We start from the raw sequence: 14,943 nt of genomic DNA, 5'->3' as shown, positions 1-14,943 counted from the left end.
CTGACACCCATTCGGAAGAAGATGAGAATAAGGAGGATACCAAAGAAGAAGACGATGGTAAATCTGACACCCATTCGGAAGAAGATGAGGGTAAGGAGGATACTCCTCAAGAAGATGAGGAGATTTGAGAAGATGATAGTGACCAAACAAATTAATCTCGCTTCTTGATGGGTAACTATGAGAAAGACTTTTAGTATATGGTCGCAATACTAGACTTAAATAAGAAGATAAACAAAATGAATGAAGCCCTAAAAACTTTTTTAGAAACTCGCGATCTTGATGATTTATTGGAGGGTAGAGCTAATATTTCAGAACTCGATCGCGAAAATGAAACTGAGATACTGAGAATTCTAAAGGAATGGACAAATATTCAAGCGATCGCCAATCTGCTAATGTATCCCAATCTAATACCCGAAACCAATCGCATCGATTATGTTCTCAAGGGTTTACGCGAAACTAATTTTAACTATCTCGTACTTGCATCTGTGGTTGGAATGGGCGAACTTAACGTTGAATCACTCTCGCCTCAACTCATTACCGAAGTGATTAACCAATTAATCGTGATCGCTAAGAGCGATCGCGGTCTTATTGCCGAAAGAGCCAGCGTATTTTTAGCAACACGTTTATGGCATTTTGGAGCCAACTATGCATCACAAATTATAGAATTACTAGATCGTCCCAGTGACGTTGTTCGACATAATACACTTGTTGCTTTAATCCCTTTAGTTGGCCTTGAAAACATACGAAGATTCATCAATAATGCCGTTCAAAAGGGGCTTTTATCAACGGTAGCCCAATCCTACACAGAGCAAAGACTCGCTACAATTTCTGGCTTTTCGCAAAACAATCAGGTTGATATATCTAAATTCGATCTTGATATGTTGGGCGTACCTTTACTTTCATATATTCCGAATCTTTCGGATTACGCCCCTAAAATCAAGAAATAGACGATCTAAACCTCATAGAAATTAAGAACCCTATTTAGAAATTATGAGCGAAGATACAGCATCTTACCAAGAAGGAGAAATGATAGGAGGGCGATATCGAGTAGTTCGGTCGATTTTGGGTGGCTTCGGCGAAGTTTTTCTTTGCAAGGATGTCATAAACCAACAACCTTATGCGTTAAAAACTATCCAGAAAGAATTTATAAACTCTAAATCGAAACGCGAGCGCTTTCGTAAAGAAGTCGAATGTTTGCTCGCTCTTGGGGAGCATCCAAATATCGTACGATGTTATTGGATGGAAGAAATCGACGACCGAACCTTTATGCTTTTAGAGTGGGTAGGAAGCGATTTTTCTAATCGCACAAATCTAAGAGACTGGATGAGACACGCAAATCAAGATCGGCGATTTGCCTTAGATGTTGCCATTGACATCTGTCAGGGCTTGCAATATGCAAATCAACAAATACCAGGATTTGTTCACTGCGACTTGAAGCCCAGAAATATTTTGATCGGTTGCAATAAAGTTGCAAAAATTAGCGATCTCGATCTTGCTAACTTAAAGAAGTCTTCGATACAAAAAAATAAATCGAAGGGTCGTTATGTAGGTGGGACTCCGCCCTATAAAGCACCAGAGCAATGGCTCGGTGAAAGTCTGGATGCTCGCACCGATATCTATGCTATTGGTTGTCTCTTGTACGAACTATTCGCTGGCAAACGATTATTTAAAGCAAGTGGCGATCTAGAATTCGAGCGACTCCACTTAGAAATGCCAGTTCCCAAATTAGCCGATCGCGCAAATTTGCCCTTGATCGTAGATACATTGTTGGAACGTTGTCTGGCAAAACAAAAAAGCGATCGCTTCTCAAACATTGACGAACTTCTCAATAGCTTAGTACACCTTTATCAAAATTTATTTTCAGAACTTCCAAACCCTAAACCTGCTCCTCTCCCCTTTGATGCAATTGACTTCACAAATCGCAGCTATGCTTACATCAATTTGCAAAAGTACGACTTGGCTTTAGCCGATTGCGATCGGGCGATCGACCTCAACCCAAATCTCGCTCAGGCTTATAGCAATCGCGGTCTTGTGTTTATTTCAACTGGAGAATATGTCAGGGCTATCAGCAGCCTTACTCAAGCAATTGAGGCTGATGCCTCGGATCCATCATTCTATGCCAATCGAGCCTTCGCGTACTTGAATATTGGTTCCTATACCCAGGCCGTCTCTGACTATAGCCATGCTATTCAACGAGACATGACGAACATTCAGCTTCGCCTAAGTCGAGCTTACATTTACTGTTGTCTCAATCGATTGAATGAAGCTCTAGATGAGTATAATTATGCTCTCGAACTTGATGCAAGTAATATTGAAATTTATATAAATCGGGGTAGCTTGCACCATAGATTAAAGAACTTTCAAGAGGCTATTTTCGACTATACGAGAGTGATAGAAGGCAATCCTAAAAACGCAGCTATATATTATTGTCGCGGTCTGGTATATATGCATATCGAACAATTCGAGGAATCGATTGCAGATTACAATAAGGCTATAGAACTAGATTTCGAGAATGCAGCTTTATTTTGCGATCGCGGACTAGTGCATGCAAGCCTTAACAATCACGATCAATCTTTGATGGATTATAGTCAAGCGATTCACCTAAACCCTGACTACTTCCAAGCGTACTATAATCGTGGAAACGTATGTGAAGCAGTGGGGTTACTAGAACAAGCGTTAGAAGATTACTTTAAAACCATCAAAATTAACCCAAACTATGGACGTGCTTTCCTAAAAATAGGAAAGCTACTAAACAAAATAGGACAACAAAATGAGTCTAGCTTCTACTTTGAGCGGGCACAGCAGTTAGGAGCTATCCCCGTTGAGGATATAGAAACTGCTCGTTCGGGTAAGACAAAATCGATATCTAAATATTTAGACTGACGACCCAACAAGCGATCGCGCACCCATCCACCCACCAGATAGGCAGGCTTGGGCAGTTCGTTTAGATCGAAGGGAAATTGATGCATTACTAAAATCGCTGTAAGTTGGGTTTATTATAGAGGAATGATAGTAAAGCGGAAATCGTAATGTTAGACACAAAATTAGAGCAAAGCGAACGAGGCGATTGCGCCGCTAATCTATACGAACAAGATTTTTATGCATGGACGCAGGATCAAGCAGAGTTGTTGCGTTTGGGGAAATGGCAGGCGCTAGATATTGAGAATTTAGCCGAGGAGATCGAATCATTGGGGAAGCAGCAAAAGCAGGAACTTCGCAATCGTTTGGGAATCTTAATCGGACATTTCTTGAAATGGGAATTTCAATCCGAGCTGCGCAGCAAAAGTTGGAAAGCGACCATTCGCGAACAACGCAAACAAGTACAGTTGAACCTTAAGGACAATCCTAGTCTAAAGTCTTATCTAGAGGAAGCGATCGGCGAAGCATACGAGCTTGCTTTGGCTCTCGTTGTCCGCGAAACTCCCCTCGATTACAAAGATTTGCCGTCAGAATGTCCCTACGCGATCGCCCAAATCCTCGATCCGCAGTTTCCTGAAGGAAGCGATCGCTAACGTCAAAGTATTTTATGTGGAACTAAGAATCATAGGGATTTTGTGGTTCGGGAATGGGGGTAAGCTTACTTGCCTGAATTAATAATTGTCGCCGATTTGCTAAGGTCTCTGTAGTCATTTGCCCCTCAATCTCAAACCACTTATCCGCAGGATAGGATGTGCGGCTCTGAGATACTTTGACTGGCAAACTTACAGGATAAACATCTGCAGCACAACAAGTAATCACAAAGCGCGTAATCAAAAAAACGTCATCAGGTAAATCTTTGGCATAAACCACAAATCCCTTAACCTTCACTTTTTGTCCCGTATAGGCATCAGGTTCAGGCTTAACATTTAACGTGCGCACCCATTCCACCAACGTCCGATCTTCGGGACGATTGCTAGAACGAAAGGACTCAGGCGCAGAACGAATTGCATTGATGCCGTCGGTTACACCACGATGAATCGCTTTTTCGCTGGCAAAGGGGCGAGGACTAATTAACAAGCCTAAAAGTGCTGTGGTTATCAACAGACTACTGCTCCAACTTGGCATCATGTACGTAACATGATCGGATCTATCCAGATTTGTGCCTTGACGCAGTCGCCACCTCACGCGTATGGCTTCAAGTCCCGCGATCGCTACCAAGCCAAATCCCGCACATACAGTTAAAAGAATGTAGTTGGGATGAACTAGCAAGTAGAGCTGACCAAAGATCCATAGCTTAAGTAACAACAATCCCCATCCGCCGATCGCGATCGCATCGAGCCAAGGAGCAATCCGTTGCCAAAAGCGTGAAGAGCGATTAGTTCTAAGATTTTGACTTTTCACAAAGTAGATTCCCTAAATTGAACGTGCGAAATGTAGAAACGATGTCTCCTGTAACGACTTTGATGCAAAAATCAAACAGGCAAAAATATCTTCTTGAGTTAATCCTTCATACTCTGTAAGGAGCTCCTCGATGGTTGCACCATGACCAAGCAAGTTAAGAATGTACTCAACTGTTAATCTTGTTCCTCTAACAATTGGCTTTCCAGCCATAATTTTGGGATTTAGAATAATCCGCTCTAATGTTTCGTTCTTCATCACATTCTTCCTTAACTAACGAATTTGGAAATTAATAAATAGACAACCCAAGAAAGTCAGTTGGGCTGATAACAGGAATAGATAAATTACCGTCCGCTTCTTAAAAATGGTCAAAACGAGACCGATCGCTTTGAGGTCGATCATTGGGCCAAACACCAAAAAGCTCAGTAACGAACCACTCGTAAAGGTAGAAGCGAAAGAGAGGGCAAAAAATGAGTCTACCGTAGAGCAAATGGAAACAACCGCTGCCAAGGTCATCATTGCCACAATTGAACTAATCGGTCCTTGCCCTAAGTTCAGAATAATATCTCTGGGAACCCATACCTGAATTACGGCGGCGATCGCACTGCCTAGCACCAAGATCGAACCCAGCTCTCGCATCTCGGCAATCGTATTATCGAGGAGCAAATGCAAGCGATCGCGGAAAGGTTTCTCAACTACTGAGGTCGTAGGCAAGGGCAGTGTCTCTAGCTCAAGGGGGCGATCGGTTTGACCGAGAAAAAATGTACCCGTTTGCGGAAGTTTGGAACCACTTTTTGTTTGAGACAGACTAGATGTTGATGTGGGAACGTAAATTGCAAGGTTGGGTTGCAAGAGAGGACGCAAATCTTTTTGGACGCTAAAAATTGCACCGACAATGGTGGCGATCGCCAAGGACATGCCGATTCGTAAGACAACGATTTCGGGCTGATCGCGGAAGGCCGTATAGGTAGAAAAAATCACAATCGGATTGATAGTTGGGGCAGCGAGGAGGAAACCAATTGCCACCGAAGCAGGGGCACCCTGGGTAATCAATCGGCGTGCCACGGGAATATTGCCACATTCGCAGACAGGGAACAGAAATCCTGCCAAACTACCGACCAGCGAGCCTAAAATTGGATTTTTAGGAAGGATAGCGATTAGTTTTCGCTCATCTACGAATAAAAGCAACAAGCCAGACAAAAGTACCCCTAACATCAAAAAGGGAATTGCCTCTACTAATAGGCTCAGAAACAAGGTAAATGCACTGATAAGTTGATTCATACCCTAAAATCTAAGCTCTCTGCCGTCCTTCATGTAAATTACTAAGATAAATCCTTAAAGTTAACCGTTTGCGATCGAGCGTCAAACTATAGAAATCCAAATTAATTCCCAATATTCTATGCTGTATGTTTTCAAGAGGATTTTGCTAGATCGTAATGCATGTAAGTTACGATACACTTAGCCATAAATTCCATCGTTTCGCACGATCGGCAATCTTTCATAGGTTCGGGAAATCTTCAGTTAGAAGACGATTGGTTAATTATCCTAGGCATCATAACAAGCAAAATAGAGCAGTGGGACATCTCCCCACGCTGGGAATCCCCCTTTAAGCCTTTGGCAGGGCAGTATTACAGGAAAGTATTTATGGATGAGCCAGAACTAAAACCAGTCAATCCCGAGCGTAAGTTTGCGCCACCTCGACTTGATGACTATAGAATTCCTCCTCAGCCCAAATCTAACATAGACGATCGCTCGCCTATCAACCAGTCTGCCCCAGAAATTGGTGGTGTTGCCGCGCTTTTGACCGAATTTGATACGGCTTCACGCTCTGACCTGTTCTCTCAGGCACTGCAAAAGCTAATTCGTTGCCGTAGTGATATCGTTCCAGATCTGCTTAATCGGCTCAAAAGTGACGATTTATCCCTCGCCAAAAAAGCAGCGATCGCCCTTGGCTATATTCGATCGCCCCGAGCAATTTCTCCCCTCATTGCTGCCGCCCAAAACCCCCATCGCCAGATTTACCCACAGGCAACCTCTGCCCTAGCTTGGATCGGTAGTTCAGAGGCAATCTCTGCGCTCATTCAGATGTTGCAACATCCCTCCGTACATGTGCAAGCAGCGGCAGCCAAGGCACTGCATAAGGGTAACTTACCTGCTGTGTCTCCTTTAGTGGACGTACTCAAACATGGCGATGACTTGGTCAAAATTCAGGCTGCCCACTCGCTCGGACAAATTAGTTCGCCCTTGGCAGTACCAGCCTTGATTGATGCCCTATCGAGCCCCACTCAGTCTCTCCGTTTTGAAGCAGCTTGGGCATTGGGGCAGATCCGATCGCCCCTTGCGGCAATACCTTTAGCTACACGCCTTACAGACAGCGATATTAGCGTGCAGTCCCAAGCAGTGCAGGCACTTAAAAATATTGGCGGAGATCGTGTAATTGCCGCGATCTCTGAAATGTTAAATAATTCCTCCAGTCATACCCGTAGTGTAGCAGCCCGCACTTTGGGGCAAATGGGGATGGATGAAGTAATTCCCCTATTGGTGGATCGGCTGAGGAATGATGACTTTCCCTATGTGCGATGTGATGCGGCGATCGCCCTTGGTGAAATTGGGACTTACGAAGCTGTATTTCATCTATCCCAAGCCATTAAGGATAACGATCGTGTTGTCAGAAATGCTGTGGTGCGCGCATTGCGGCAAATTAACTCACCTGACGCCCAAGAAGTCCTAAAAACGTTAAATCAAACTATCTCAGTACCTCAGTATTCAATGGCTAACCGAGACCAATTTACGGATGATTCTGACTTCACCGTTTTACAGTGAGCTGAGGAATTTGTTAAGTATATTTTACAGATATAATAAATTAGTTATCGATCGTGGAACTATTTGCTTAAAAATGGTTCTAAAGGAGTAGAGATCGCTAGTGGCTCGTAGCAAATAAGGAGTGAGAGTGTGGGACAACAATTGCTGCCGCCAACTTCATCAGATTCACCTACGCATTCATTTCTACGAAATGTAGGGCGCGTCGGAGTTGGAGTTGCCTTAACGCTTACTGCTTCAGGCTTAGGACTTTGTTGGTATGGGAGATATTTTCTCAACGAGCGGCTGTCGCCCCTTTTGCAAGCCGAACTCACCAAGGTACTCAAACGCCCCGTTCAGTTAGGTAAAATTGAGCGCGTCAGCCTTACGAGTCTGCGGTTTGGGCAGTCTCAAATCCCCGCCACGGACAAAGAGCCCAACTTTTTAGTCGTTGATGCGATCGATGTGCGCCTCGACCCTTTGACTTATTTGCAAAAGCGCCAACTCGGTCTAGATGCCGTGGTCAAAAGTCCACAAGTCTTTTTGAAACAAGATCTCGCCACAGGTAATTTTTTACCCAAAATCACTCCACCTGAAAAACCTTCCGAAGAGGGGTTTATCGATCTAAGAACCGTAAAGTTTGAGGATGGCCAGGTAACAATTCAGGCAGCAGCGACTAAAGAATTTGTCACTTTGACCCAACTGCAGTTGCAAAGTGATTGGAAGATTACAGACCTGAGCAATCAAAGTATGAAACTCAGTGGTGGTGGCAGCGTAGTGCTACCGCAGTTTACGAGTACTACCGACACCCCCGACCCCGAACAACTGCGCCGTGCCATTAATGCAGCTAAAACCGATAAAGGCACAATCGACACAAAAGTAGATTGGGATTTAACTCGGGGGCAAGGCAATATTCAAGTGCGATCGCAAAATTTGCTTGCCTCATCTTTCCAAAGCTTTCTATCTAATATCCCCGTATCGCCGCAAAAAGGGCAGATTGACAGTGAGATCAACATTGCCATTCGGGCGGGTGAAGACACCCCTGATATTCAAGGCTCAGCCAAATTTAAAGATATCAGCCTCAGCGTTGCCAATCTCACCAAGCCCTTTACAAACATCTCAGGCAGTGTGGTGTTTGATGGCAAAACGACGACATTTCAGCAAATTGTCGGCAATTTTGGGGCGCTTGGCGTTAAAGCTAACGGTATCTTCAACAACAAGTCTGGCTTTAATTTAGATCTATCTCTTGAGCCTACGGATATTGCGTCAGTCCTAAAGGATTTTGAGGTGAAATCCCCTGTGGCTGTTTCGGGTGAATTTAAAGCTTCAGCCAAGGTTACAGGTACGCTCAATAAACCTCAAGCAGTTGCCACGCTTAGCGCCTCAAATAACGCCAAACCCATCACGGTCGATCGCGTTGTATTCAACCAAATACTGGCACAGGCAGAGCTAAAGGGCTTAAATCTGATTCAGTTCAAAAATATTAAAGCGATCGCGGCTGTGGGCGGAACCATCCAAGGTGAGGGACAAATTCGGTTTCCCACAGAAGTTCAGAAAGGAGAAAAACAAGCTGCCCCTCAGCCAGAGTTACTATTTGCCTTTAACCTAGCTGGCGTAACAGCGGAAAATTTTGCCGCACTTTACAAGACCGAACTCCCCATCAAGGTAGGTGGACTGACCGCAGCCGTCCAAATATCGGGGCTACTCAGCAATCCCCAAATCTTGGCGCAGTTTGACGCACCCCAAGCTACCTATCCTGCCAGTGGCGAGGTGCTCATCGCTGATAATGTTGCCACAATTCGCAATACCTCTGTGCTATTTCCCATTGGCGCGATCGCTGTAAGCGGTACGTACAATCTGGCTGGGGGGGCATGGCAAGCCCAGCTTACCAGTAGTGGCATTCCCATCTCCGCTTTTGCAGCAGGGCAAAAAGGTACGGTCGAGGGTGTCCTCAATCTCAATAGCCCCAGCGGTAGTTTTGCGCCTACCAATATTACAGCCAATGCCGATCTGCGACTGCCTCAAGGCATTGCCGCAATTCCAGATCCAATTACAGCCAATCTGGCTTGGGATGGCAAAGATTTACTTGTTCCCAATCTACAGGTGGGCGGCTATTTAACGGCACAGGGTCGTGTAAATTTAGCCTTTGATGCCCAAAAGATGCCCAATGGTATTGCGGGACTCGATCTAGATTTAAATTCTCACAATGTCAGCGTCAGTCGTCTGGCATCCTTTGTGCCTGCGCTCTCAGGACAGACTTCTGGGGTTGCAAACTTTAATGGCAAGTTAGCCGGTGCGATCGACAATCTCCAAATTGCTGGTGCGCTTCGCCTCGATAATGTTAGCCTTCCCCCCCTAGCCGCAGCCTTCTTAGCCCAATCGGGGATGATAGGTGCGATTCCCTCGAATGGAGTTCTATCTTTTAATGGCACGATTAATGGTGCAGTCAGTTCTCCCAAACTAGCAGGTAGCTTACGGTTGGCAGGTGTCAAGATCAATCAAGTTGAGTTTGATTCGCTAACTTTTAGCGGCGCAGTCGATCGAATCGTCAGTGCTTCACAGATTTCAGGAGATGTACAACTCAACGGCTTAAAGGTAAACCAAGTATCCTTCGATCCGCGTTTAGTTGGAAGATTGGATTTTGATTTACAGCAGGGCTTAGCGCTGGATATTCGAGGCAACCGCGATCGCATTGCTGCGCGCTTAGATTCTCGCTTTCAACCGCTTGATTTTAGCTTAAGACTAGGGGATGCAACCGCTACAGGTAGTCGAGTAGGCGAAGATGGCAGACGTCTGAATGTCGCTGTAAAAGACGTACCCTTGGCACTGGTAGCTTCGATGCTGGGGCAGGACAATGTGGATGGCAAGCTATCGAGTCAGTTGGTGGTTGACTATGGCAATCTTCCCAGTGCGATCGGAGAAGTTGTAGTGGAGCGTCCTCGCTTTGGGCGCGTCCTTGCCGATCGCTTGGTGGCTAAGGTGCTCTACTCCAATGGAACCTTAGAGATCAAAGATGGCAAACTGCAAGTTAAGGGAATTGGCAGTACAGAGTATAAATTTAGCCTAGCTTACAACCCTGCTGCCGATGTCGAGTTGCGCGGTCAGGTGGATATCGACCAAGGTAAAGTTCAAGACATTTTAGCAACATTGCAATGGGCTGATTTTAGCGATGTGGCACGAGGCATCACCCTACCGAAAGCGAGGGCGGCACTCTTGCAACCTGTGCGTCCAATCGGAGTCGTGGGTGTGCCCTTAAATGCCCAACTACAATATCTCGCTCAGCTTCAGAGTCGTAAGGATCAGCAGGAAACGAACGCTGCCAATAACAATACCCTTCCCGCACTCTCTGAATTTAAAGGACAGCTCAATGGATCGGTTCAATTTTCTAGATCTAAACAAGATGGACTAAGAGTTGGGTTTAACCTGGTTGGCAAGCAATTTGAATATGGTAAGTTCGCTGTCGATAATGTAGCGATGAAGGGGCAGTTTCTTAAAAATGTCCTGAGCTTGGAAACCGTAAAGTTACAGTCAGGAAATAGCCTCGGACAGATCACCAATGCCAGAGTGGGACTACTCGAGCAAAGCGGAAAAATCGAGCTTGTCAACTTCCCGATTGAGGCATTGCGCCCATTGCCTATTTTTAATGCAATTCCCGTTGATATTACTGGGAATGTGAATGGAACGGCAGTCATTGCGGGAAATCTCTTTAATCCACAAGCTTCAGGGAAGTTGACCCTAGCAGATGCCAGTATCAACCGACAACCCATCGAATCTGTTGGTGGTGAGTTTGCCTATAACAACGGTCGATTGAACTTTAAAGCCCTGATGCGCGTATCAGGGCCCGAAGCCCTCAATATTTCAGGAGATGTTCCACTGCGATTACCTTTCGCTCTCGTTAGTCCGGGGAATAAGATCGCTTTAAATATCAATGTCAGAAACGAAGGGTTAGGGTTTATTAATGTGCTCAATCAGCCTGTGCGGTGGGTAAATGGCATCGGAAGTGCTAGTTTGATCGTGAGTGGCACCACCCGATCGCCGATAGTAGAGGGCAAGATCCTGCTTGACAAGGCGGTGATTCAAGTCGCAGGTTTACCTGGCGATCTCACGGATGTACAAGGAGAAGTAACTTTTAGTTCAGATCGCTTCAAGAGCGATCTGAAGGGTAAATTTAGCGATGGCAATTTAGCGGCAAAGGGCGTCATCGCAATTAGCGATCGCGGTTTGATTAAAGAAGGAAGCCAAGATTTTGCCAATCCCTTACAGGTTACAGCCGAAAGGTTAAAGCTGAATATTAGAGATATTTCTTCTAATAATTTCAACGGTACGTTACTGATAAAAGGAGCCGCACTTTCACCGATCTTAAGTGGTGAGATTCAGTTAGCAGACGGTCGCTTTGTAATTACCGATCAAGCTCCTGACAATAATCAGGATAGTGAAGTTCCAGATGTTAGCTTTGATAAGTTGATGGTCAAGCTTCAAGATATGCAAGTTACTCGCGCTCCCTTATTTAATTTCTTAACAGAAGGCAATTTAGAAGTGAATGGTTCTCTACGAGATATTCGCCCCGCTGGACGGATCAAAGTAACACGAGGACAGTTCAATGCAATTTCCGCTAGATTTCGCCTAGATCGTTCCTACGATAACTATGCTGAGTTTACCCCAGCTCAAGGGCTTAACCCCAATCTCAACGTACGTGTTGCTGGGTCTGTCCCCGAACTGACGCGTATCCCGATCGCAAACCAAAACCCAATTAATGCATTTAACCCTAACGAAGTTCCCGTCAGTAACTTAGGTTCGCAGAAAACCCTGAAGGTACAGGCAACCGTCACAGGAAATGCCAATAACCCTAATGTCACGCTTACCAGCAGCCCACCACGCAATCAAAGTGAGATCTTAGCGGCGATTGGCGGCGGCTTGCTTCAAGGTGGAGCCGACCCCACTGCTTCTCTAGCGAACTTGGCAGGAGGTACGATTATCAACTTCCTTCAAGATACGGTTGGAGATGCATTAAGTCTAGCGGAATTTAACCTTACTCCTACGACTTCCGATCCCAAGAAAGGTGGAACTACTACGTTAGGGCTGGCAGCAGAAGCTGCGATCGACTTAAGTAATAACTTCTCAGCATCGCTACGAGCGGTAATTAACGACCCCAGTCAACCTACTACCTATGGAATTCGTTATCGACTAAATCCCAATACCTTAATTCGTGCCAATACTGATTCTCAAGGCAATACTGGTGCGGCGATCGAGTTTGAAGCTCGATTCTAGACTCCTGCGATGTTATCGGTCAAACTGATGTGATTTCCTGCGACATCATAGGTCGAAGGCAGAATTACATTCGGCACACCCGCTGTTCCTGTACCGTCTACAATGTTTTTTCTGTTCACTGAGTCTCAAAATAATTTTTATATAGCAATCACCACAACTGTTAGGACGCCATCTTCAAGACATTTTCCATAGCATTACGTAAAGAATCCAACTCACCAAGACAGTGACGAATGCGACTTTTGATCCACGACCAGCATTTCTCAATCTTATTCAACGTGAGTTCGGGTTAAGGATTTTTGGATATTACGAATCAATTTCTTAGCAGCAAAGGTTGTAATCCCCCCCATCTCCCCTTGAAAAAAAGGGGGAGAAGAGATTCTTCTTGACTCTTCCCTTTTATTAACGTGAGTTCGATAGAGTAGACAAAGGCAAAAGAAAAACTGAGACTAGATTTGAAGAAAAAAAGGTCTCAGCAATATGGACAATATCGTATCGCATTTGGATATCACCCAAATCTTCGGTGAAGTCGATGATTTTGCCAGAGCTTTGAAAAACACTGGCAAGAGCAAGCAATGCTGCCATCAAGGATAGGAGAAAGGAAAAGTCGGTCAAAGATGAAGCTCAGTGAAGTCATGACCATCACGATCTCCTTTCATGATTCAGGATACAAGACCTTCAAAGAGTTCTATACCCTGACCGTACTACCGTTTTGGCGGAAAGCCTTTCCGCACTTGGTAAGCTATACCCGTTTTGTCGAGCTAATGCCGTGGGTATTGATGTTGTTATGTTGCTTTCTGCATACACGCAAAGGAGAGGTGACAGGGATATCTTTCATCGACTCCACGCCGATTAATGTCTGCATACCCTGCCGCGCCCATGCCCACAAAGTATTTAAAGGTATGGTCAATTGGGGTAAAAACTCAGTTGGATGGCATTTTGGTTTCAAACTGCATTTGATTATCAACGACAAAAGTGAATTGCTTGCGTTCAAGCTCACACCTGCCAATGTTGATGACCGTGAACCTGTGCCTGAGGTGGCTCAAGACCTCTTTGAGAAATTATTTGGCGACCGTGGTTATATCTCCCAGAAGTTATTTGAAAAGTTGTATCAGCAGGTCTTACAACTGATTACCAAGCGCAAGAAAAACATGAAAAACTGTCTGTTCAAGTTGATTGACAAGATTCTGCTTCGCAAGAGGGCAATTATTGAGTCCGTCAATGACTAACTCAAAAACATTTCTCAGATTGAGCATTCAAGACATCGCAGTTTTTTCAATTTCCTCGTTAATCTTCTCGCTGGGTTAGTTGCTTATACCTATCGCGAGACTAAACCTACTTTAGATCTTCTCTTCAAAGGCTTACCTGCTTTACCTCCTGCTATCTTTTAGTTCGTCGAACTCACGTTTTATTAAGGGGGATTGAGGGGGATCTTGAATTGCATAGCGGTTCAGGTTTTCTTATCCCGAACTGACGTTATTTTTAGCTCAGGTTGCTTACGTTTTGCTTGTAACGATTCGAAAAGCTGCTTCTGAGACTAAATTAAAGAAGGCTCAGGTCTTACGTTTACGGGATTCTGTGCTCAAGTGTGCGGCGCATGTCAAGATTTCTTTCAGACGTGTACTAGTGTAACTTTCAGCTTTATTCCCCTTTGCCCAAGAAATTTGTCAGATTTCCTATCGACTAAACGATCCTAATTTTCTCCTTTTTAATTAGCTTTTTCCCTTCTGTAAGATTTGTGTGTCTTTTTTTCTGATTTTGGACGATTTACATCGATAAATGCTTCTTTTCTATGCATTTTCTCTTCTCAATTAAGATTTTTCCCGCCTCGCCAAAATAGCTCTTCTTTTTTTCTTTTTTTATTCTCTTGGGGTTCTCATGAATAATGCTGGCTAAGACTCGTAAATAGAAGGAATGTTCGTTAAATATTTGGAATGTCTTTGCATTGCCTCAATATCAGCAGGTTCCCAAATATGTGCATCTTGACAGTGATGGGCGATCAGCAATCCCCACAACTTTCCATTCGGTAAAATTGGAACGACTAGGTTTGCGAGTACCTGCAAATTTCGCAAGAATTCTCGGTGGCACTCGCTAATGGGTTCGGTTTCAATATCCACTGTAGCCTTGACTCGACCAGCCAAATACATTTCTGCGTACATTGCATTAAAGCATTCGTCGGGGCCTGTCGAACCGATAATTGAATATTTTGGATCGCCGATCGCTTCAAAGGTAACCTGTCCTTTCCATTGCGAATAGAAATAATACAAAACTACGCGATCGACATTGAGCAAGGTTCTCAGCTCTTGTAGAGAGGTGTATACCAATGAGTCTTTTTCTAATTTATGGGTGAGTCGATTTAAGACTGCCTGTACACCTCGATCTGGATTTGTCATAGTCGTTACAAGATCGCGCAATTTGTTTAGATGAGGAAAGAAAAGAGAACTCCACGAGTGAGCTGCATGTGTGATTAGGACAAACCGCACTATGCTAAGCAATTAGTTTCTTGGTTCATCAATACTTCGGACAAAATTAGTAAGCAATAGCGCCGTAGGAGCAAAGATC

At 44.6% G+C, this 14,943-nt stretch carries 10 protein-coding genes and 3 pseudogenes; 6 read left to right on the top strand and 7 right to left on the bottom strand.

From position 1 onward, the window contains the following. The first annotated feature begins 236 nt into the window (after window positions 1-236). Together V2H45_RS21865 and V2H45_RS21860 are read left to right on the top strand one after the other, a co-directional pair. Window positions 237-947, top strand: coding sequence for a hypothetical protein (locus V2H45_RS21865; protein ID WP_330485806.1), 711 nt, complete (start codon window positions 237-239; stop codon window positions 945-947). Window positions 948-990: 43 nt separating this feature from the next. Further along, window positions 991-2,706, top strand: a pseudogene (locus tag V2H45_RS21860) (tetratricopeptide repeat protein); the annotation flags it as partial. 77 nt (window positions 2,707-2,783) lie between these two features. Here the strand turns inward: V2H45_RS21860 and V2H45_RS21855 are convergent. Beyond that, window positions 2,784-2,969: a nucleotidyltransferase family protein gene (locus tag V2H45_RS21855; protein WP_330485805.1), complete on the bottom strand. Its 186-nt coding sequence runs from the start codon at window positions 2,967-2,969 to the stop codon at window positions 2,784-2,786. A 60-nt stretch (window positions 2,970-3,029) separates the two neighbouring features. Between V2H45_RS21855 and V2H45_RS21850 the strand changes: the two genes are divergently transcribed. Further along, window positions 3,030-3,512: a DUF29 domain-containing protein gene (locus tag V2H45_RS21850; RefSeq protein ID WP_330485804.1), complete on the top strand. Its 483-nt coding sequence runs from the start codon at window positions 3,030-3,032 to the stop codon at window positions 3,510-3,512. Window positions 3,513-3,534: 22 nt separating this feature from the next. On the opposite strand, the gene V2H45_RS21845 is transcribed toward V2H45_RS21850, so the two are convergent. Genes V2H45_RS21845 through V2H45_RS21835 form a run of 3 tightly spaced genes read right to left on the bottom strand, consistent with a single transcriptional unit; the run spans window position 3,535 to window position 5,598 of the window. Continuing rightward, on the bottom strand, window positions 3,535-4,320 hold the full coding sequence (locus V2H45_RS21845) for a TIGR03943 family putative permease subunit (RefSeq protein ID WP_330485803.1): 786 nt from the start codon (window positions 4,318-4,320) through the stop codon (window positions 3,535-3,537). A gap of 12 nt (window positions 4,321-4,332) precedes the next feature. After that, window positions 4,333-4,575, bottom strand: a complete 243-nt coding sequence (locus V2H45_RS21840) for a DUF433 domain-containing protein (protein WP_330485802.1) — start codon at window positions 4,573-4,575, stop codon at window positions 4,333-4,335. 15 nt (window positions 4,576-4,590) lie between these two features. Continuing rightward, a complete protein-coding gene (locus V2H45_RS21835; protein WP_330485801.1) occupies window positions 4,591-5,598 on the bottom strand; it encodes a permease in 1,008 nt (335 codons plus the stop codon). A 363-nt stretch (window positions 5,599-5,961) separates the two neighbouring features. Between V2H45_RS21835 and V2H45_RS21830 the strand changes: the two genes are divergently transcribed. Together V2H45_RS21830 and V2H45_RS21825 are read left to right on the top strand one after the other, a co-directional pair. Further along, on the top strand, window positions 5,962-7,140 hold the full coding sequence (locus V2H45_RS21830; protein ID WP_330485800.1) for a HEAT repeat domain-containing protein: 1,179 nt from the start codon (window positions 5,962-5,964) through the stop codon (window positions 7,138-7,140). Window positions 7,141-7,269: 129 nt separating this feature from the next. Then, the gene (locus V2H45_RS21825; protein WP_330485799.1) at window positions 7,270-12,384 is read left to right on the top strand and encodes a translocation/assembly module TamB domain-containing protein; all 5,115 of its coding nucleotides are present in this window, start codon (window positions 7,270-7,272) and stop codon (window positions 12,382-12,384) included. Here the strand turns inward: V2H45_RS21825 and V2H45_RS21820 are convergent. After that, the gene (locus V2H45_RS21820) at window positions 12,381-12,503 is read right to left on the bottom strand and encodes a hypothetical protein (RefSeq protein ID WP_330485798.1); all 123 of its coding nucleotides are present in this window, start codon (window positions 12,501-12,503) and stop codon (window positions 12,381-12,383) included. The two genes, V2H45_RS21825 and V2H45_RS21820, sit on opposite strands and share 4 nt — an antisense overlap. A gap of 41 nt (window positions 12,504-12,544) precedes the next feature. After that, a pseudogene (locus tag V2H45_RS21815) lies at window positions 12,545-12,658 on the bottom strand (IS630 family transposase); the annotation flags it as partial. Between the two features lie 224 nt (window positions 12,659-12,882). Between V2H45_RS21815 and V2H45_RS21810 the strand changes: the two are divergent. Next, window positions 12,883-13,772, top strand: a pseudogene (locus V2H45_RS21810) (IS982 family transposase). Window positions 13,773-14,273: 501 nt separating this feature from the next. Here the strand turns inward: V2H45_RS21810 and V2H45_RS21805 are convergent. Then, window positions 14,274-14,774: a GAF domain-containing protein gene (locus tag V2H45_RS21805; RefSeq protein ID WP_330485797.1), complete on the bottom strand. Its 501-nt coding sequence runs from the start codon at window positions 14,772-14,774 to the stop codon at window positions 14,274-14,276. Window positions 14,775-14,943 lie beyond the last annotated feature (169 nt).

Source organism: Tumidithrix elongata BACA0141, from assembly GCF_036349135.1.
GTDB classification, from domain to species: Bacteria; Cyanobacteriota; Cyanobacteriia; order Pseudanabaenales; family Pseudanabaenaceae; genus Tumidithrix; species Tumidithrix elongata.
The sequence above is the reverse complement of the archived record's forward strand: the minus strand, read 5'-3'. Positions and strand labels throughout refer to the sequence as shown.